Raw genomic sequence first — 20,342 nt, 5'->3', positions numbered from 1 at the left:
GATTACCCCTTAGCCACGTTATCTAGGTGCTCATTTTCTATCTGAGCGATTTCATCAGGCTGAACATAGTAATCAACATCTGAGGTGTAAGCGCGAGCAATAAAGGTCACGATTGAACCCACCAAACCAACAATTGCCAACCACCAAATATGCCAGATCATTGCAAAACCAAATGCCGTAATAAGGGCACCAATGATAATCCCAGCCTTAGTGTTCTTAGGCATGTGGATAGGTGCGTAGCTTTCTTTACGAACATAAGCAGTGCCTTTTTCTTTCATATCGGTAAACGCATCGATATCAGAAACAACAGGCAGTTCAGCAAAGTTATAGTACTGCGGCGGAGAAGCTGTAGACCACTCAAGCGTATGACCATTCCATGGATCACCAGTGGTATCCATGTTGTCCTTACGATCGCGGAAGCTGACATACAATTGTAGGAACTGACAAATGATACCCGCAAGGATAACAAAAGCACCAACAACCGCTATATATAGCCAGATGTTCCAGTCTGGGTTATCCGTGTGGTTAAGACGACGAGTCATACCCAAGAAACCCAGTACGTAAAGAGGCATAAAGGCTAAGAAGAAGCCGACCAACCAGCACCAGAAAGCCGCTTTACCCAATTTAACATTGAGGTGGAAGCCCATTGCTTTAGGGAACCAGAAAGCGAAACCAGCTAGATAACCAAATACCGCACCACCAATGATGGTGTTGTGGAAGTGGGCAATCAAGAACAAGCTGTTATGCAATACATAGTCAGCACCAGGTACTGCAAGTAGTACACCTGTCATACCACCGACAGTAAACGTCACCATGAAACCAAGCGTCCAAAGAACCGGTACAGTCACACGAAGGCGACCACGGTACATAGTAAACAACCAGTTAAATAGTTTCACACCTGTTGGTACCGCGATGATCATTGTCATCACACCAAAGAAAGCATTGACGTTCGCACTGGAACCCATGGTAAAGAAGTGATGCAACCATACGATGAAACCAAGAATGGAAATCGACGCTGTCGCCCAAACCATAGATTTGTAGCCGAACAAACGCTTACCAGTAAAGGTAGAAACGATCTCAGAGAAGATACCAAATGCTGGAAGTACAAGAATGTACACTTCAGGGTGACCCCATGCCCAGAACAAGTTGATATACATCATTGAGTTACCGCCGCCATCATTCGTGAAGAAATGGAAGTCTAAGTAACGGTCAAGTGTCAACATCGCTAGTACAGCAGTCAAAATTGGGAATGATGCTGCGATCAAGATATTGGCCCAAGTACAGGTCCAAGTGAAGATCGGCATATCCATCAACTTCATACCTGGCGTACGCATTTTGAAAACAGTCGCCAAGAAGTTAACTGCTGTTAATGTCGTACCTATACCGGATATCTGCAGCGCCCATATGTAGTAGTCAACCCCGACCCCTGGACTGTATTCTAATCCTGATAACGGTGGATAAGCCACCCAACCAGTTTTAGCAAACTCACCAAGGCCTAAGGAAATATTTACCAATACCGCACCAGAAACAGCTAGCCAAAAGCTTAAGTTGTTTAGGAATGGGAAAGCCACATCACGAGCACCAATTTGTAGCGGTACAACAATGTTCATCAAACCGATCATGAATGGCATCGCCATAAAGATGATCATGATGACACCGTGAGCCGTGAAAATTTGGTCATAGTGGCTTGGAGGTAAATAGCCTGGATCACCGTTCGTTGCAAGCGCGAGCTGCAAACGCATCATAATGGCATCCGCGAAACCACGAATAAGCATTACCAATGCTAGAACGATATACATAATACCCAGTTTTTTATGGTCAACAGACGTTAACCAGTCATTCCAGAGTACACCAAGCAATTTGTGTTTAATAAGTAGGAAAGCAAGTACACAACCAGCGATCGCAACGACACACAATGTGCCGATAACAATCGGGTCGTACGGAAGAGCGTCCCACGATAGTTTGCCTAAGAGTGCAGACATTATTTTCCAGCCTCCGTATGCATATCATGCGATGAGTCTTCAGACTCTCCATGATTCATATCACTGTGATTCATCTCACCATGATTCATCTCACCGTGGTGACCCATTTCGCCATGAATCATTTTAGGTTCAAAAGACGTTTCTTTCAGCAATTCAACTTGACCATGGTCTTTCATGAACTTCGTAACGTTGTTCATGAAAATACTCGATGCAATTGAGTTGTAGTACTGAACTGGAGTAGGTTCAATGTGATGCTCATCTAAATCATGCTCAGCAAGCTTTTCATAGGATGTTTGATCCAATATGCCATTATTGATGACATTATGAGATCCAGCTTTCACACCTTCTACCCAAGCGTCAAAATCAGCTTCAGTTTCCGTAGCGATTGCTTTGAATTTCATCCCAGTAAAACCAGCACCACTGTAGTTTGCAGAGATACCATCAAATGTACCTGGCTCATTTGCAATCAAGTGAAGTTTAGTCACCATGCCTGCCATTGAGTAAATTTGGCTACCCAATTGAGGAATGAAGAACGAGTTCATTGTGCCTTCAGATGAAATTTGGAAAGCGACAGGAACGTTAGCTGGGAATCTCAGTTCGTTGACTGTAGCAATGCCTAAATCAGGATAGATGAACAACCATTTCCAGTTCATAGAAACGACCTGAACATTGATATGATCTTTATCCGATTTCAAAGGCTTGTAAGGATCCAATGAGTGAGTAGATTTCCATGTAATCACACCAAGAATGATGACGATAACAATTGGAATAGCCCAAACAATGGTTTCAATTTTTGTGGAGTGCGACCATTTTGGTTCGTAAATTTCGTCACGGCCTTCACGGTATTTCCAAGCGAAATACAGTGTCATGAAGATGACAGGAATCACAACAAGCAGCATCAACAAAGTCGCAACAATAATTAGTTGCTTCTCTTCAATACCTACTTGCCCTTTAGGATCGAGCACACCACCCTGACAACCGGCGAGCAAGCCCACCATTAGCGCCAAAGCGACTTTACTTAGGATACGAGTTAACAAGAGAATCATCCTCTAACCCTTATGTTCACAAAACTGCCACCTGACAACCAAGCAACAGAACGAAAATCCGGCAAATGCCGGGTATTTCAGTAAAGATCACCACACTGAAAACAGTACAAAGACTATTACCTAGTTAACAGAATTAACGCAGCAATAGCTTTTTGGATCACCTAAATCTGAAAAGGGGAGCTCCACATCTCATCATGCATCGCGCCTCAGCACGACTGGGTTGCTCATTAGGAGCAAACACATGAAATAAAGAGAAGGCCAATTTCTGGCGAGCGGGGTTGATATTGACCATAACGGACCAATAACTAACCAATAATAGAGTTATAAATACGAGGCTAGAGGCTAGCCCCGCATTAAAAATAGGGTCGATATTAATAACACTTTGGTTATCAACAGAGAGAGGTGCAACAATCAGTAAGAAAAAAATCAAAAACAAGCAAGACACGGTGGCAGCATGGCGTAAAGAATCCGCCAAGACACTGGATACCGAATGCACATAGTGATGCTGAATGTCTTGAAATTTGTTCAATTTATCCATCCGATTCATAAAATCAAAAGTGTAAAAGCCGTTTTTACTCGCTTCATACGAATTTAAGTGTGCGAAATATAGCAAAAATTATACAACCGCACAAAGTCTAGTTTAGCCTTTGTTCATGTTTGCTTCACGGTCTTTTTGTAAAAATTCACATTCTTGTCTTGAGCAAATCCTGCTGCCATAGCCCGCAACTACTAAGGTTAACAACCTTCTAAGGCATTTTTCTTACAATCAGTAAGGCTTCTTTTTTACCAAATTCGCACGTGACCAATTTTGAAGAATGTTCACTATATACGTCATTTCTTCCTCTTTTGGACCACTAAAACCTAATAAAAAACCAAATCGACAATTATTAGATTCTTTTTGTGCATAAATGTAGTGGTCAGACAAAGGAGAAAGTTGTACATCATCAAGTTTAAGTTCTTCGGCTATTAGCTGATCTAAAGCCACATCAGTTTGCACGATAGGAACAAAGGCAGACTTTAATTCAATTAATACATGCATGCCACCGCGAGGCTTCTTCCATTCGAACCAAGTCGCTAAATGACGCTCTAATAGCGCTAATAGAACATCTCGTTTAAGTCGATAATGACGACGCATTCGATTTACATGGCGATCAAAATGACCTTGAATCATAAAGTCTGCTACTGCAGGCTGTATTGGCAAGGATGCAGATGACCCCAGCCCTCGCTGACTTTTATGTAATGTTTCGATATGTTTCTTGGGCGCAACAATAAAGCCAAGCCGTAAACCACGGAACAGCACTTTCGAAAAACTCCCAACAAAGAACACTCGATCTCGGGTTTGATCATGCACACTCGCCGTTTGCATAAAAGGCACATTGCTTCGCCCCTGATAGACAAACTCATTGTCGTAATCGTCTTCTATCATCCACCAGCTAGTGGAGTCATTTTGCAACGCCTGCAACCATTGCTGTCGTCGAGCCGCACTCATACTTACCCCAAGCGGGTATTGCCGATTCGGTGTAACAACCGCCACGTTCGAAGCGTATTCACTGACTGGCAAGCACGGTCCATCTTCATCAATCAAAAGGGCACCCGCTTTGGCAGATGAATCAATAGCTTGGCGAATTGGCGGATAGGTCGGCTCCTCTAACCACCACTTCATTGACGATCCTCCAGAACCACCTAATAACGTAACCGCATGTTGCAATAATAGTAGTGAATCCCGACTGCCAGCCGTGACAATAATTTGCTCAGCCGAGCAGTCAAGACCACGAACACGATACAAATAATCGACTATTGCGTCTTTTAAAGCAGGGTATCCAGCTGGATAGCCACCTTCCAAGACAGTGAAATCCGGCTTTAACCAACTACGTCGCATACTCGCAGCCCATTCCTTGGTAGGAAAGACAGACACATCAGCCCCCGCATCAAATGCCCATGTCAGTGGCGTTTTATGAGTAGATGCAGAGATAGGGTGAGATGACGTCGTGCGATGGTTCACCATGGGTAAAGCCGCAACAAACACACCACGCTTTTCTTCGCTGGTTAAAATACCTTCTGCGATTAGCTGATCATAAGCCCGTGAGGTTGTACTTCGAGAAACGCCCAACGAGCCAGCTAGCAAACGCGAGGAGGGTAATTTGTCACCCACAGATAACGCTCCCGAAACAATGCCTTGCTGGATTTGCTCAATCAACTGTTGGTAATAAGGAGCGCCTTCGTCATCAAGTGAAAAACGTAAACTGCCTATGCCGTGCTTCATATCTGGCCTGCTTTTTTATCTTAATTCTGGCTATTTTTATAAAAGCCAGTTTTCTCTAAAGTCTTGTTATAGCCAATCACCCATTGAGACACAAGGAGAGAATGCATGAGTCAGTCGCTAGAAGAAACGGCATTAAGCAAAGTAAAAAGAGGGCCGAACAGAGCCTCTTATGATAAAGACCTAGCGCTAGACATTATTGATGCAGCGCTAATGTGTCACGTCGGACAAACCAAAGATGGCCAAGTCTTTGTGACACCTACCAGCCATTGGCGCGAAGGCGACTACTTCTACTGGCACGCACACTCTAAAGCGCGCAATGTGAAAGGCCCAATCGATGAACCTGAAAAGGTCTGCATTAACGTGAGCTTATTAGATGGCTTGGTTTTGGCTCGTTCCGCCATGCACCATTCGGTGAATTATCGCTCTGTGACCTTATTTGGCGTGCCAGAACTCATTGAGGATAAAGAAGAAAAAGTGCGCCAATTCAAACTTTTCTTAGAAAAAGTTAGCCCTGGGCGCTGGGACACATTGCGCCCCGTCAACGAGCAAGAGATCAAAGCGACGGGAGTCGTGCGTATCAAAATAGACGAAGCCTCGGTCAAATTCCGAGCTGAGCCTCCTGTCGATGATCCAGCCGATAACGACTGGCCAGTGTGGGCAGGTGTTGTTCCCTTAAAAAGAGAGTGGGGCACGATTGAGCAAGACCCGAGTCAAACGGCGCACTATCCAGCGCCCAAGGCTCCCGATGCTTTTTAACCTCAGGGAAAAGATCTACATCAAAGGATCTTGTCCCTCCTAATCGAGCCTGCTAGTATCAAAAGCATGACGTATCTTATTGCACGATCACATCGATTTATCAGCCTCCGAGTCCCTAAACTGGACACGGCGGCTTTGCTCTTTCTGAAATAACCTTTCAAAGACAAGCTCTCTCCGAGTCCTGACTCGGAGGAATCCAAAAAGATTGCATTGAATTTTTTATCTTGGATTTATGGAGCTTTATTATGTCTACGCACAACTATCTAACCCACGAGCAATTACTTCACGCACTGTCTCTTCGCGACCTGAGCAACCCTTACCACGGCATACACGCCATGCAGCAACTCATTAGCGAAGCTGAAACCGCAGTCTCATCACTTTGGCCTTGTTACTTACAACGTGTAAATGCCAATCCTATCGTGCCGGTCTACGAAAACTACGACGCCCTCGGTTATCCGACCGATGGTGCATCAAGAGACGCTCGCTACAGCCGCTATATTTCAAATAGCTTAATGCTACGCACGCAAACATCCAGTACTGTGCCAACCTGGTTAAAGAGTTGGCAAAGTCTGCGACCGGAGTCTATAGGGATAATCAGTCACGGATTGGTTTATCGTCGCGACTGCATTGATCGCTGGCATTGCGCAGAACCTCATCAATTGGACATCTGGATTGTATTGCCAAAACATCAAGCAGAAGACAATCAGATATTGAAAGAATCCATTTCAGCGCTGATGAAAACCTTGTTACCGAATCATGTCGTACAACAATCCAAATCGCCGCACCCTTACACCATGAATGGCATTCAGCTAGACGCTGTGGAAGATCAAGGTCTTATTGAAGTAGGCGAGTGCGGCAATATAGATCCAGACTTATTAACCAGAAATGGTTGGCCAGGCAATGACTATACAGGCGTCGCCATTGGGTTAGGATTGGATAGAATACTGATGCTGCGCAAAGGCATTCCCGACATTCGATTGCTTCGAGATCCAGATCCACGGATTGAGCAACAAATGCTCGATTTATCCCCTTGGAGGCCCGTCTCGCGACAACCCAAAGCCGAGCGAGATATTTCGATTGTGGTGGACCAAAATTGCGATATGGACATTATCGGCGATCAAGTTCGTATCGCCTTAGGAGAACAAGCCCATTGGCTAGAAGAGCTTAAACTTTTATCTCGAACACAATACCAACAGTTACCAAAATCAGCGGTAGAAAGGCTAGGAATGACGCCTTCACACGTCAATTTACTGTTACGCATTAGTTTGCGTCATCCAACCAAAAGCGTACCAACTCGTCTCGCTAACAAACTGAGAAATGAAATTTATTTATCGCTAAATCAAGGACATAACTACTTAGCAAACTAATTCAAACGGCAAACACCTACAACCCCCCAACCACTTTTATGCACTTTTTATGTGCATGGAAGTGGTTTTTTTCTTGCGGTTTTCCATAAAATCGCTACCCTTGCACACTTTTTTACGACTCCGCGCGTTTCTTGGAAAGGTCTTTTTATCAAAAAAATCTTTCCAATATTCAACCCACGAACAATAAAACAATCGATATTATCGAATAACGGGAGAGGCCTACATGGCAGCCATCATAGACTTTTTAAACACTATTTTCTGGGGCTATATCCTCATCTACGGGCTACTAGCAGTTGGTGTGTATTTCACCTTGCGTCTAGGTTTTATTCAGATCCGTCGGTTTCCAGAATTCATTCGTACTGTTCTAAAAGCACCACAATCAGATCGCGGCGGCATTTCGCCTTTCCAAGCGCTTTGTACCAGCCTTGCGTCTCGTGTGGGAACAGGCAACATGACAGGCGTTGCTGTTGCTTTGTTTTTAGGTGGCCCAGGTGCCATTTTTTGGATGTGGGTTGTTGCCCTCATAGGCATGGCGACCGCTTACGCGGAAAGCTCCCTTGCCCAGCTTTATAAAGTACGCGACCAAAATGGTCAGCTGCGAGGCGGCCCAGCGTTTTACATCAGCAAAGGATTAAAAGCTCCTTGGGCTGGCGCTGTTTTCTCACTCGCGCTTATCTTGGCTTTCGGTTTGGTCTTCAACGCGGTGCAAGCTAACTCGATTGCTGGAGCAATGAAAGGCGCATTCGGTGTAGACACAGGTGTAACAGGCTTAGTGATTATGGCTCTGGCCGCGATTGTTATCTTTGGTGGCATCAAGAAAATCGCTCGTTTTGCTGAAATCGTTGTGCCATTCATGGCGGTATTGTACCTATTGCTCGCTTTATATGTGATTTTCAGCAACATAAACGACGTGCCTGCAGCCTTTGCATTAATCTTCAAAAGCGCGTTTGGTATCGAACAAGCCGCTGGTGGTGTATTAGGTGCGATGCTTAACGGGGTTAAACGTGGTTTGTTCTCTAATGAAGCGGGTATGGGTTCTGCGCCAAATATCGCAGCCGTAGCGACACCAAATCCTCATCACCCAGCATCACAGGGTATGGTGCAGTCTTTAGGTGTATTCATCGATACCATTTTGATCTGTACTGCCACTGCATTAATGATCTTGCTATCTGGTGCTTTGGGTAATGGTGAAACAGGGATTAACTTAACGCAAACCGCTTTGACGCATCATGTGGGCAGCGCAGGTCAGTACTTTGTCGCCGTCGCTATCTTCTTCTTTGCCTTTACGTCCATCATTGGTAACTACAGCTACGCAGAAAACGCGCTAACTTACCTAAAATGGGCAAACAAACCAGGCATTTTCATTCTACGAGTTTTGGCGCTAGCCATGATCCCTTGGGGTGCTTACGAAAGCGTCGCTATGGTATTCAATGCGGCTGATGCGGCTATGGGTCTAATGGCAACTATCAACCTAATTGCCATCATGATGCTATCTGGTTTAGTCGTGAAATTGACCAAAGACTATTTCAATCAATTGAAAACACATACACCAGTATTCAATTCAGAAGACTACCCAGAAATTCGTGATGATATCGACTTAACCGTTTGGGATGAAAAACCAAGCAAATAAGTTCTACTTATGTAGTACAGGCTTAGCCTTGTTTCAAACACAAAAAACCCGCTGACCAAGCGGGTTTTTCGTTTCTGACTCTATACTTAAGGAAGCCTTATCTTGAATACTAGATTTTAGCCGCTAATTTATGCGCTAAACCATGCAAAAACGGCCCAGCAATAAAAGAAATAATGCCAGCAGCTGGCCAAGCGAGCACCCAAGAATGCATCCATAATTCAACAAAATCAGCTCTAGCGCCAATATTCAAAAAGGTAATCCACGCTGACATCACCAATGACAAAGTAAACGACATTAAGATGGCAAACAGTATTCTATGTTTCATTTTTCTCTCCTGATTAACTTATCGCCTTCTCTAAATAGAGTGCCCCAGACGAAAAGTAAGTAAACGACTCAAACTCTTAGTTCATACTAGCAAACAACAATATTTGTAAATATACTGATTTTTTAAAATCAAATTTACGAAAATGCAAAATGCTTGATGACCTAAAGATTTTTATCACTGCCGCCAATAAACATAGTCTGACAGCTGCTGCCCAGCATCTTGATATGACTATCGCCACCGTATCTCGCCGTATCAGCGCTCTTGAGCAAAAACTTGGCTGTGAGTTACTACATCGTTCTACCAAAGGCCTCAAGCTCACGCCGGTAGGAGAAAGTTACTACGAAGAATGCGCCGAGTTTATCGATGCATTAGACCAGCGTATTTCTAATTTAGATCAAACGCTTAACAGTCTAATAGGCGACCTCAAAGTGCTCGCACCGGTGAATTTAGGCAGTGGGCCATTGGATGCATTTTGGCAAGATTTTGTTCAGAGACATCCCAATATCGAATTAAATATCGAGCTTAGCAATTCCCTTCAAGACATCAGAGACACTCGAGCTGACATTGCTCTACGTTCAGGCAATCAACCCAGCTCATCATTGATTCAGAAGAAACTAGGCCACATTGTTCCAATCTTAGTTGCTTCACCAAAAGCCTCCTTCTTACTCCCTAAAACGATAGAAGACTTACAGCAAGCGCCGAGCATTGCATCGCATATTTTTTCTGACTGGCTACTGATGAATCAGCAAGGAGATCTTCATCCACTCAACAAAGAACACCGACACCTTAGTAACGATATGACCATCACCCTAAATCTTGCTAAAGCGGGTGCAGGCATTGCCTTAATGCCCATGAGTATGGTGATGAATGCCCTTGAAACGGGCGAACTGGTTCGAGTTTTACCTGAATGGCGTGGTCAAAATCGAGAGATTTTTCTTGTCTGGCCTTATCGACGTAGCTTATCAGCCAGAGCCAAATTATTGCGCGACGAATTAACTCAGTTTCTCGAGCAGCAAACATGGTTTCACTCAAGCCCTTAGCCTAAAAAGCAAGAGTTTAAAAAGACAACTTTGGTTACACTATCATTCGAATAACGACAGACCCGCTCTAAACAAGGATCAACATGGAACACTTACTCTGGTGGCAATACGCCTTAATCGGCGCCATTTTTATATGGAGCGGCTTTGTCCGCAGTGGCTTAGGATTTGGCGGCGCCGTACTCGCTTTGCCTTTCCTATTGTTAGTAAAAAACGATCCTTTGTTATTTATACCGATCATTTCCATCCACCTTCTGGTGTTTTCCAGCTGGATTGCATGGCAAGGATCAAGAGCGACAAAACAACAAGCCAAGCTCGCAGCTGAGCGCGGTGAAGCACCACAAGAAGCACAGGGCAACATCGCTTGGGGTTATTTAAAAAAAGCCCTCGGCATCATGATAGTGCCGAAATTGATCGGTGTATTTGGCTTATTAACCTTACCGGGCAACATAGTGACAGGCGTGATTTTTGTCATCGTCGCCGTTTTTGCCGTGTCTTACATATTGAATAAGCCGTTTTATACCAACAACAAATTCCTCGACACCATTTTCCTCATGCTTGGCGGTTACGTTAGCGGCACCTCCTTAATCGGCGCACCGCTCATCGTCTCCGTCTTCGCCACCAAGGTCCCACGCCACCAACTGCGTGATACCTTGTTCGTACTCTGGTTCATTCTGGTGATGATCAAAATGGTGTCCTTCCTCATCGCTGGCATCGACCTACAGCTCATTCACCAACTTTGGTTACTGCCTTGCGCCTTGATAGGTCACGTCTTCGGACAAAAGCTCCACAACCGCATTCAAAAAGCTGAAACACCCGTCTTCTTCCAATTCGTAGGCTGGGCGCTGCTCATCGTCTGTGGGTTTGGCTTGTACTCGACGTTCATGCTCTAGTCCGCAGTAACGCTGTTACCAGATCAACTCTCGCTCCGGCGCTAAAGCGCAAACATCCGCGAGATGTTGATCTAGTGACAGCTAAGTGTTGGTTTTGTGATATAGACTACTGTTAGATTGATTTAACAAAGGAATGCCCTATGAGCGACACAGATACAAAAGCCTTTGCCAATTGCGCGACGGGGAATAAGCGAAAAGAACTCGCAGAGCGTTTTACTCAATACCTAAAAAGTCGTAACACAAAAGACAATGCCTATGTTGTGAACCTCAACGGTGCGTGGGGAACAGGGAAGACTTACTTTGTTACAGAGTGGAAAAAACTTGTCGAAGACAAAGGCCACATAGCCATCAAAATAGATGCGTGGGAATCGGATTATCTAAATGATCCGCTCGCCATCATCATTGCCGAACTGCTTGAGCAGATCAAATCAAACATCAAGAACCACGATGCAAGATTTCGTAATGCGGAAAGAAACGTCGCCAGCGCCATATTTAATATGGGCAAAAGCATGCTGCCAATCGGGTCAAAAGTTGTAGGTAAACACCTTCTTGGAGAAGCGGCAACAAGCGAAATACTCGACCTAATTGCTTCTGCCACAGGCTCCGTCACTAATCACAGTGCTGTAAAAGACGACTTGAATATGGGCGATTTAGGATTGGAAGTTGCCAGTCAACACAAACGACATAAGCAATTCACCCAAGACTTCAAAGAACAAGCACGCGAACTTGTCGACTTCGCCCTTGAAGACAATCCTAACAAACAAGTCTTCATCTTCATTGATGAACTAGATCGCTGCCGCCCAACCTACGCCATCGAAATGCTAGAGACGGTAAAACACTTATTTGATATTCCAGACTTCATCTTTGTTTTGTCTACAGATACCAACCAGTTACAGCACTCCATCAAAGCCGTCTACGGCCATGACTTTGACTCTCATGAGTATCTCAGTCGATTTTTCGAACAACGCTTCATTCTCCCTGAGCCTGACTTTCATCAATTCATGATTGCACATAACATGTTTAATGACATAAAAGTTGGGGAGCTTAATACTTTCCCTTCGATTCAAACTACGGATGAGCTTCGCGAAGCCATCTATTTGATTTGTAAACTTAATAAGAAGAGTCTATCTCTAAGACGATTAAAACAGATATGCACTCAACTTGATGTTGTGCTCAGCTCTCAAGACTTCAAAGAAGTAATTTTTCCAATATTTGATTTAATTGGCATCATATTTGGTGACGCTTTGTACGGCGGATTAACAGAGCCTGAACCCCCTATCAATAGAGCTAAGCTAGCTTATGGAAAATATAGTAAAAAAGTGGAAGATTTTAATTTAGGTCCAAACCAATTTTTAGACATCATAAGCTATTTAAACCAAGGACTCTCATCCGCATCAAAATCTATACATTACAAATTCAATAATCCTGCTTTTGATAATTCAAACACGCCCTTTTCTATCGCCAACCCTTTGCTAAATAATAGATTAGCAAAACTGAGTCGACTAAGTTCGCAATATGCATATTGTGTGAAGCCTCAAAAAATTCTAGATACCGTTAATAGCATAAGAATAGGTATCGAAGATTAATAAAGTTCAATTGAAACATAACAATTATAAGAGCAACAAAGACCAACGCCGAGTGGATGTTCTCGCTTTAGCGCCGTAACGAGGCGTTGGTTTTTGTTGCGGATTTACCGGTTAACGTCCTCTTGATAAGCGTGCAGCTGAGCGGCTAACTAGGCAGTTGAGGACTCAGACAATTGATCTACAAGATAAACGATGGATTGATACTCGATGCCGCTGTGTTCCGATAAGCCAATCTCGCAGGTGCGGCTGTTGGAGTAACCCACTTCGCAGTCTTCTACCGCTTTGGCTAGGGTTTTCAAGGCGCTGGCGTTGAGCTCTGGAGTGGAGAAGCCTTTGTCGCCAGCAAAGCCACAGCAGGTAATGTCTGGCGGAATCACCACTTCGTCAGCCAGTTGATGAGCAAGCTGTACGAAGCTGTCAGCGAGCCCCATGCGGGTTGTGCTACAAGTCACATGCAGGGCGATTTTGCTGAGTTTTTCCTTCACCGTGAGATTTTGCATGACATGGGTCGATACAAATCCAACTTGCTCGTGCAGTTTTAAACAAGGATCAAGGCTTTCTTGCATTCGTAGCAAGCAAGGGCTGACATCGCAGACGATAGGGGTTCGTCCGTTATCGCTGGCTTCGAGTAGTAAATTATTGAGATCGTTGGCTTTTTGGTTGGCAGCGTCGAATTGCCCTTTGGATTGAAATGCCATGCCACAGCATTGGCTATCGATGTCTTTGGGTACAGTGACTTTGTAGCCTGCTTTTTTCAATACAGAGAACATCACCGCCATGACGGAGCGTTTATCTTCGGCATTCGGCCCTGCGCCCAAGACGCGAGTCGCGCAGCTAGGGAAGTAAATCACTTCTTTCTGCCTGTCATCCGCTTGCATCTCATTACTTTGAATATCATTACATTGAATAACAGGAATAGACTTCAAAGAGGACGCTGGGCTGGGCATTTGTTTATGCCACTTCGGTACAGCGCCTTGGGAAACTTTATTCATTACCGAGGTGATGGCCGTCATACCTGAATCGCCAATAATACGACGCGTGCCGCTGGCAAGGTTGAGGCCGACTTTGGCTGTTTTGGTCACGCCTTCAAAATGATCAGCAATCCAATAACCGACTTTGCTGTCTGGGTGACGATCATGGCGTAATTCACGGGTTAAATCGCCGGTATTGATGCCAACGGGACACTGCATCGAACACAAGCCACAGCCAGCGCAGGTATCAACCCCTTGATAATCATACTCTTTTTTCAGCTCTGCTAAGCGTTTCGGATCTGTACCCATTGCGGTTAATCGCTGAATCTCACGCCAAATCACAATGCGCTGACGCGGCGTTAAGGTAATGGATTTGGACGGACAAGAGGATTCGCAGAAACCACACTCAATGCAGGTATCTACCTTGTCGTTTGCCTTTGGCAAAGGCTTGAGGTTCTGCACATGCAAGTTGGCATTGTGGGATAAAATCACATCTGGGTTCAGCAAGCCTTGCGGGTCAAAGGCGCGTTTGATTTCCCACATGATGTCATAAGCTTCTTTGCCCCATTCCAATTCCACATAAGGCGCCATGTTACGGCCCGTGCCATGTTCTGCTTTTAGCGAGCCTTGGTATTTCACTGCAACTAATTGCGCGACTTCATCCATTAACTGCTCGTAGCGTGTCACTTCCTCCGGATCATCAAAACCTTGGGTAAAAACAAAGTGCAAATTGCCTTCTAATGCATGACCAAACAAAATCGCTTCACGGTAACCATGTTTTTGAAACACGCCTTGTAGCTCCAAAACACCTTCCGCAAGCTGTTCGACAGGGAAGGCGACGTCTTCAATGATGACAGTAGTACCAACTGGTCGCACCGCACCAACGGCAGGGAACAAGCCCTTGCGAATCTTCCAATAGGAATCGTAGATGACTTTGTCTTGAGTAAATTCAATAGGATTCAGTGTTTCTTGGCCACTTAATGCTTGTTTCACTAAGGCTAAATTGGCTTCTAATTCGTCGGCATCAGCCGCGCGTACGTCAACCAATAAACCGGCCGCCTGTGAACCTAAAGACGACAATATTTCCGGCATGCCCGGTTTGCCCTCTACGGCTCGCAGGCCCGCGCGATCTATCAATTCCACGGCAGACACAGGTGAACTTTTTAACGCCGTCACCGCTCGACAGGTGATTTCCATATCGTCAAAAAAGATCATCGCTGCCGCTTTTATTGGATGATCAAGCACGGTTTCATAGGTCACTTCACTGATAAAACCCAAGGTGCCTTCGGAGCCAATCATCAAATGCAGCAATATATCAAACGGATCTTGGTAATCGGTTAAGCTGTTTAAACTGTATCCCGTGGTGTTTTTTAGACGATATTTGTGTCTGATTTTTTCGGCTAATTCTGGATTGCCTTGCACGCTTTTAGACAAACGATTGAGCGTATCGAGCAAGTCAGCGTTGCGATTGCCAAACGCCAAACGACTGGCCTCGTCCGCGGTATCTAACAAAGAGCCATCGGCAAAAATCAGTCTTGCGCTTTTTATGGTGTGATAGCTATTCTGCGCTGTGCCACAACACATGCCGCTAGCGTTGTTGGCAGCGATACCACCAATCATACAAGCATTTATAGATGCAGGGTCAGGGCCAATTTTACGCTGGAAGGGCGCAAGCAGTTGGTTTGCTCGCGCGCCAATTATGCCAGGCTGAAGCGAAATGCTGTGACCATGTTCATGTACTCGATGACCTTTCCAATGATCAGACAATTGTATCAAGATAGAATCAGTTACCGCTTGCCCAGATAAACTCGTTCCTGCCGCTCGAAATGTCACTGGCAAATTGCGCTTTCTGGCTTCTTTCAGCACCAATTGCACTTCCGCTTCATTATCAACTCGTACCACCAATTGCGGAACCAGCCGATAAAAACTCGCATCCGTGCCGTACGCCAAGGTACGCAGTGGATCACGAATCAACCGAGATTCATCAATCGCGCCGCTTTTCGCGTCTTTCAAAGCAAAATACACATCGCGATATTGAGCGGTTTTATCAGCAATTGAGTCTTTATCAGTTGTGGCTGTGTTCATCAGAAGTCCCACGGCGAGTCGCCTGTTTTTTATTATTCATACTAAAAATTAACGCTAGACAAATTGGTAATACCAATTTACCTTTTAAATATAAGGCACAGTAAGAAGTCAGATAAACTTTGTCAACTGATAGTTTAGTAGATATTTCGTGAATTTTAGCAGCAAGATTAATTGGTTTTACCACTTTTTAACTTATGCACAGCAATTAAGAAAACCACCGTTAAAGAAGACATTTTTAGGAAAAGCTATGGAATCCAATCAGTTTGGTCGCGTTAAGCAGCCTAAAATCTCCGATATCATCATGAAAGAACTCGAAAGCATGATTTTAGAAGGCAGCTTTACCGCTGGACAAAAACTGCCACCAGAAAGGGAATTAGCCGCACGCTTTGAAGTGTCTCGACCCTCGTTGCGGGAAGCCATTCAAAAGCTGATCGCTCGCGGCGTGTTATTCAGTCGTCATGGCGGCGGAACGTACGTTTCCGAGCAGCTAGGAACTTCCTTTGCAGATCCGTTGCAAGATTTGATCAGTTCCCACGATGAGTTTTTATACGACCAATTGGAATTTCGCGATGCGCTAGAAAGTCTTGCAGCTTACTACGCGGCGTTGCGCAGTACCGATGCAGACAAAACCAAGCTGACACACTGTTTTAATCAGCTGATAGAAGCCAACCAAAACAAAGCTTTCGCCTTGGAAGCCAAGTTAGACGTGGAATTTCACATGATCATTGCGGAAGCGGCGCACAATGTGGTGTTGCTGCACACACTTCGCAGCCTGCATGCCATGTTGGCGAAAAGTATTTCGAGTAACCTTAGGAATCTATTTGAGAAGCAAGCCGCTCGTCAGCGCGTAATGGAACAACACACCAACCTTTATCAAGCCATCATGGCTGGCGACGCCGAAGAAGCTCGCACGGCGGCGCATACGCATTTGGTTTTCGTGGAAGATAACTTACTGAAAATGCGCCAAGAAGAAACGCGGATCCAGCGCTCGCTACGCAGAAACGAGCACCAGAATCCGCTGTAAACAACCTTTGGGGATTCCAGTGAGTATTATGTTTCTGCAATGTCCAAAGCATCGCTCAATGCGGCTTTCATAACGTCAATTGAAGGGGCTTTTCCCGTCCAATATTCAAAAGCAATTGCGCCTTGCTGAACGAGCATGCCCAAGCCATTTACTGTCGTACAGCCCTTGGATTCAGCAGTTTGGATCAATCGTGTTTGCGGTGGATTGAAAATTCCATCTGCAACTACCATATTTGCTTTAATTGAGTCTGTATCTATATCAAGCTCTTCGTCCACATTCGGGAACAAACCAATAGAAGTCACATTGATCACCAAATCCGTCTCGGCAGGAATCTGATATTGCTTTGTCCAAGCATGATATTCCGCACCAGCCGACGTGTTATCGGTAACCAGTTGGGCAAGCTCTTCGCCGCGCTCTTGGTTGCGATTCACAATAGTTATGTGTGCTACGCCAGCTAGGGCCAGTTCCACCGCCACGGCTCGTGCCGCACCACCAGCACCGAACAAAACCACACGTTTGTTGGTCAGCTCTAAGCTAGATTTCACAGATTCTACAAAACCACGGCCATCAGTATTTTCACCAACTAGCTTGCCATCACGGTTCACCACAGTATTCACCGCACCAATGATACGAGCTGACTCGCCTAACTCATCAAGGTAATCAATAACGGACACTTTATGAGGAATAGAACAATTAAAACCGCACCAATTCATGGCTTTCGCACCTAATACGGCGTTTTTAAGGTCCTCGGGCTGAATTTCACAATTGATATAACGCCAATCCAAACCCAAATTTCGATACGCGGCTTCCATCATCACGCCTGTGGGGTTTTCTAATGCTGGCGTGGCAAAAGAACCGGTTAACTCACTTAAGAAATTCTTCGACATACTGAATTTTCTCCATGTTTGGTGGCTGTAAAAAGAACACTTCACCGCATGGTAGCAAACCCAGTCGCCATAAAAATTTCAATTGTTAACAGAGGCGTACGAAGTAATGAGTTTTAAGGATTAGCGAACCAAACCCCTTTCTTCATATTCTGCAGATAACACCAATACAAAGTGATGGCCCTGGCGATAAACAACATGGCTTGGCTGAGCCATAAGCCATGATTACCAAGATCTTGGCTGATAAACCACACAGGGAAAAACACGCCGACGACACAAATGATCATGGTGTTTTGCATTTGCTTTACGCTGGTTGTGCCAATGAAAATGCCATCCAACATAAAGGACCAAATACCCAACAGAGGGAAAAATATCAACCAAGGTAGGTACAGAGCCGCGTCGTCTCGCACGGTTTGTACGTTGGTTAGTAAGGCGATGATTTGATTACCAAAAAGCCAAAATATCAGCATCAAAATACAAGCGGCGAACAGCGCCCAATAGGTAGAGAGCTGAATAACCTTCTTAAAATTCGTTTTGTCTTTGCGGCCATAATATTCGCCACACAAGGCTTCCACCGAGAAAGCAAAGCCATCCAAGGCGTTAGAGATAATCATCAAAAATGTCAGCAAAACCGCGTTGGCGGCAAGAATAGAATCCCCTTGGCGCGCGCCTTGTGCGGTAAAAAATAACATCACTAATAACAAGAGAATGGTCCGCACAAACAAATATCGATTCACTTTCACTAACGCCATGTATTCGCGCCATTTTGCTAAAACGCTTAACGGCACATGACCGGAAAAGCCTTTTAACTTATGCCAAGCCAATACGCCAGCGACCGTTACGCCAATATAATGCGCAAACACAGTTGCCCACGCCACGCCGTCACTCGCCATGCCCAAGCCATAAACGGCGACATAATCGAGAATCATGTTAGCGACATTGATCACTAACAACATCCACAGCGGCCCTTTGGAATACTGCACGCCAAAGAACCAACCCATTAAGGCATAACCCGCTAACACAGCCGGCGCACTGAAAATCCGCGCTTCACAATACAACCGTGCCCAAGGTTCGACTTCCTCGCTGGGCTCCATCAAGGTAATCGCCAAATCGATCAAGGGCCCTCGGAATAGAATCAGCATGAGCCCGATAAAAACGCCCATCAAAATCGATTGCAAAAGCAATTCACGAACGCGTCGTTCGTCGCCTTGTCCCAGAGCTTGTGCAGTCAATCCGGTTGAGCCCATGCGCAAGAAGCCAAATGCCCAAAATAGAAAGCTAAAAATGCTCGCACCAATCGCCACAGCGGCAAGGTGTGTTGCCGTGCCTAAATGCCCAACCACCGCCGTATCCACCAAGCCCAGTAGAGGAGTGGTAATGTTCGACACCATTGGTGGCCACGCCATGCGCCAAATTTTTTGATTCAATACAGCATTTGCACGATACGAGCAAAAAATAGAACTGGGGGATAACTTTGACACACGGGTCTCTCTTGTGGATAAAAATCAATCAGAATAGAAAAACAGCAAGGCGCTGATCTGTGGAAAATAATAGCAGTTATTCACAATTCAGGGCAGTTCTTCGTGACTTTGTGCAATAATTGGTCAAAAAAGCGCGATTATCAGGTATGGTTCTCGTTTAGCACCTACTTACCCACAAAAAGAAACCTCATACATTCGATAAAATTCAATCTTTCTAATATTGGATAAGTGATGCTTTTTTCCACAATCATGCTCACATCGTCACGGAAATTTGCTAGACTCGCGTTTATTTTTTATCTCTCGGAGAACTTTTATGCCCAAGAAACTCAAGCCATTTATCGAAGGTTTAGCTGTCGGGTGCGTCTTCATCAGTATCACTATGCTGTTTCAAATTCCGCTTTATATGAGCTTCATCATTGGTGCGTTGGCAGCATTAGGCGGTTATCGAAATTCGATAAAAATGGACCAAGAAAAAGCCGCCAAAAAAGAACAAAACCAGCCAAACAATAATAAGAAAGACGCCGAATAAATGACAAACTCTAACCCTCCAACGTATGGTGAAGGCGATGCTACCTTACAAGCCGTGGGCGGCTTAACGGGACTGCAAAATTTGGTTGAAACCTTCTATCGCATCATGGAGAGCACGCCAGAGTTTCGTCCGCTTTTTGATATGCATCCTAGCAATATTGAGCTAACCATCGATAAATTGGTGTCTTTTTTATCCGGTTGGATGGGCGGCGAGAAGTTATTCTCGAAAAAATATGGCCCAATCAGCTTACCTCAAGCCCATGCACACTTAATCGTCACCGAAAAAGAAAAAGCCATGTGGTTAAACTGCATGGCAGCCGCTCTCGATGAATTGGGTTATCCAGAAGATTTGAAAGCGTATTTGCTGCCTAAACTCGAGTTTCCCGCGGAACGCATTCGTCAGGTGAGTACGGCTAGGCACAGCGAATCAGTTTAAACGAAACACAATGACATTCCTCTTCGAAACTGTCGCCTCCCTCAGTGG

General features: G+C 44.9%; 16 protein-coding genes. 9 read left to right on the top strand and 7 right to left on the bottom strand.

Features of this window, described 5'->3' with window-relative positions:
• Positions 1–2: 2 nt before the first annotated feature.
• The 3 genes from cyoB to pdxR form a co-directional block, all read right to left on the bottom strand.
• A complete protein-coding gene (cyoB, locus tag AC2A4J_RS01260; protein ID WP_255827373.1) occupies positions 3–1,982 on the bottom strand; it encodes a cytochrome o ubiquinol oxidase subunit I in 1,980 nt (659 codons plus the stop codon).
• Positions 1,982–3,028: a ubiquinol oxidase subunit II gene (cyoA, locus tag AC2A4J_RS01255; protein WP_484174590.1), complete on the bottom strand. Its 1,047-nt coding sequence runs from the start codon at positions 3,026–3,028 to the stop codon at positions 1,982–1,984. The genes cyoB and cyoA overlap by 1 nt, the downstream gene beginning before the upstream one ends.
• A 766-nt stretch (positions 3,029–3,794) precedes the next feature.
• A complete protein-coding gene (gene pdxR / locus AC2A4J_RS01250) occupies positions 3,795–5,291 on the bottom strand; it encodes a MocR-like pyridoxine biosynthesis transcription factor PdxR (protein ID WP_484174589.1) in 1,497 nt (498 codons plus the stop codon).
• 105 nt (positions 5,292–5,396) lie between these two features.
• Between pdxR and AC2A4J_RS01245 the strand changes: the two genes are divergently transcribed.
• From AC2A4J_RS01245 to AC2A4J_RS01235, 3 genes are all read left to right on the top strand, one after another.
• Positions 5,397–6,047, top strand: a complete 651-nt coding sequence (locus tag AC2A4J_RS01245) for a pyridoxamine 5'-phosphate oxidase family protein (protein ID WP_484174588.1) — start codon at positions 5,397–5,399, stop codon at positions 6,045–6,047.
• 245 nt (positions 6,048–6,292) lie between these two features.
• On the top strand, positions 6,293–7,414 hold the full coding sequence (srmL, locus tag AC2A4J_RS01240) for a PheS-related mystery ligase SrmL (protein WP_484174587.1): 1,122 nt from the start codon (positions 6,293–6,295) through the stop codon (positions 7,412–7,414).
• Positions 7,415–7,637: 223 nt separating this feature from the next.
• On the top strand, positions 7,638–9,044 hold the full coding sequence (locus AC2A4J_RS01235; RefSeq protein WP_255827368.1) for an alanine/glycine:cation symporter family protein: 1,407 nt from the start codon (positions 7,638–7,640) through the stop codon (positions 9,042–9,044).
• Positions 9,045–9,153: 109 nt separating this feature from the next.
• Here AC2A4J_RS01235 and AC2A4J_RS01230 read toward each other — a convergent pair whose 3' ends face one another.
• Positions 9,154–9,369 (bottom strand): DUF2798 domain-containing protein, encoded by a 216-nt coding sequence (locus tag AC2A4J_RS01230; RefSeq protein ID WP_484174586.1) that lies wholly within the window; start codon positions 9,367–9,369, stop codon positions 9,154–9,156.
• Between the two features lie 149 nt (positions 9,370–9,518).
• On the opposite strand from AC2A4J_RS01230, the gene AC2A4J_RS01225 reads away from it, so the two are divergent.
• The 3 genes from AC2A4J_RS01225 (at position 9,519) to AC2A4J_RS01215 (ending at position 12,885) form a co-directional block, all read left to right on the top strand.
• The gene (locus tag AC2A4J_RS01225; protein ID WP_255827367.1) at positions 9,519–10,409 is read left to right on the top strand and encodes a LysR family transcriptional regulator; all 891 of its coding nucleotides are present in this window, start codon (positions 9,519–9,521) and stop codon (positions 10,407–10,409) included.
• A gap of 83 nt (positions 10,410–10,492) precedes the next feature.
• Positions 10,493–11,299, top strand: coding sequence for a TSUP family transporter (locus AC2A4J_RS01220; RefSeq protein ID WP_484174585.1), 807 nt, complete (start codon positions 10,493–10,495; stop codon positions 11,297–11,299).
• Between the two features lie 140 nt (positions 11,300–11,439).
• Positions 11,440–12,885, top strand: coding sequence for a KAP family P-loop NTPase fold protein (locus AC2A4J_RS01215; protein ID WP_484174584.1), 1,446 nt, complete (start codon positions 11,440–11,442; stop codon positions 12,883–12,885).
• Between the two features lie 149 nt (positions 12,886–13,034).
• Here AC2A4J_RS01215 and AC2A4J_RS01210 read toward each other — a convergent pair whose 3' ends face one another.
• Positions 13,035–15,941, bottom strand: coding sequence for an FAD-binding and (Fe-S)-binding domain-containing protein (locus AC2A4J_RS01210; protein WP_484174583.1), 2,907 nt, complete (start codon positions 15,939–15,941; stop codon positions 13,035–13,037).
• Between the two features lie 247 nt (positions 15,942–16,188).
• Between AC2A4J_RS01210 and AC2A4J_RS01205 the strand changes: the two genes are divergently transcribed.
• Positions 16,189–16,965, top strand: a complete 777-nt coding sequence (locus AC2A4J_RS01205; RefSeq protein WP_255827364.1) for an FCD domain-containing protein — start codon at positions 16,189–16,191, stop codon at positions 16,963–16,965.
• A gap of 26 nt (positions 16,966–16,991) precedes the next feature.
• Here AC2A4J_RS01205 and aroE read toward each other — a convergent pair whose 3' ends face one another.
• Together aroE and AC2A4J_RS01195 are read right to left on the bottom strand one after the other, a co-directional pair.
• Positions 16,992–17,852 (bottom strand): shikimate dehydrogenase, encoded by an 861-nt coding sequence (gene aroE, locus AC2A4J_RS01200; RefSeq protein ID WP_255827363.1) that lies wholly within the window; start codon positions 17,850–17,852, stop codon positions 16,992–16,994.
• A 113-nt stretch (positions 17,853–17,965) separates the two neighbouring features.
• Entirely contained in the window at positions 17,966–19,255 is a 1,290-nt protein-coding gene (locus AC2A4J_RS01195; protein ID WP_255829334.1) for an MATE family efflux transporter, read from the bottom strand.
• Between the two features lie 388 nt (positions 19,256–19,643).
• Here AC2A4J_RS01195 and AC2A4J_RS01190 point away from each other — a divergent pair, with 388 nt between their 5' ends.
• Positions 19,644–19,859 (top strand): hypothetical protein, encoded by a 216-nt coding sequence (locus tag AC2A4J_RS01190; RefSeq protein WP_255827362.1) that lies wholly within the window; start codon positions 19,644–19,646, stop codon positions 19,857–19,859.
• Positions 19,860–20,294, top strand: a complete 435-nt coding sequence (locus tag AC2A4J_RS01185) for a group II truncated hemoglobin (protein ID WP_484174582.1) — start codon at positions 19,860–19,862, stop codon at positions 20,292–20,294.
• The last annotated feature ends 48 nt before the right edge of the window (positions 20,295–20,342 follow it).

The organism is Marinomonas sp. ATLA20 (assembly GCF_057180105.1).
The sequence above is the reverse complement of the archived record's forward strand: the minus strand, read 5'-3'. Positions and strand labels throughout refer to the sequence as shown.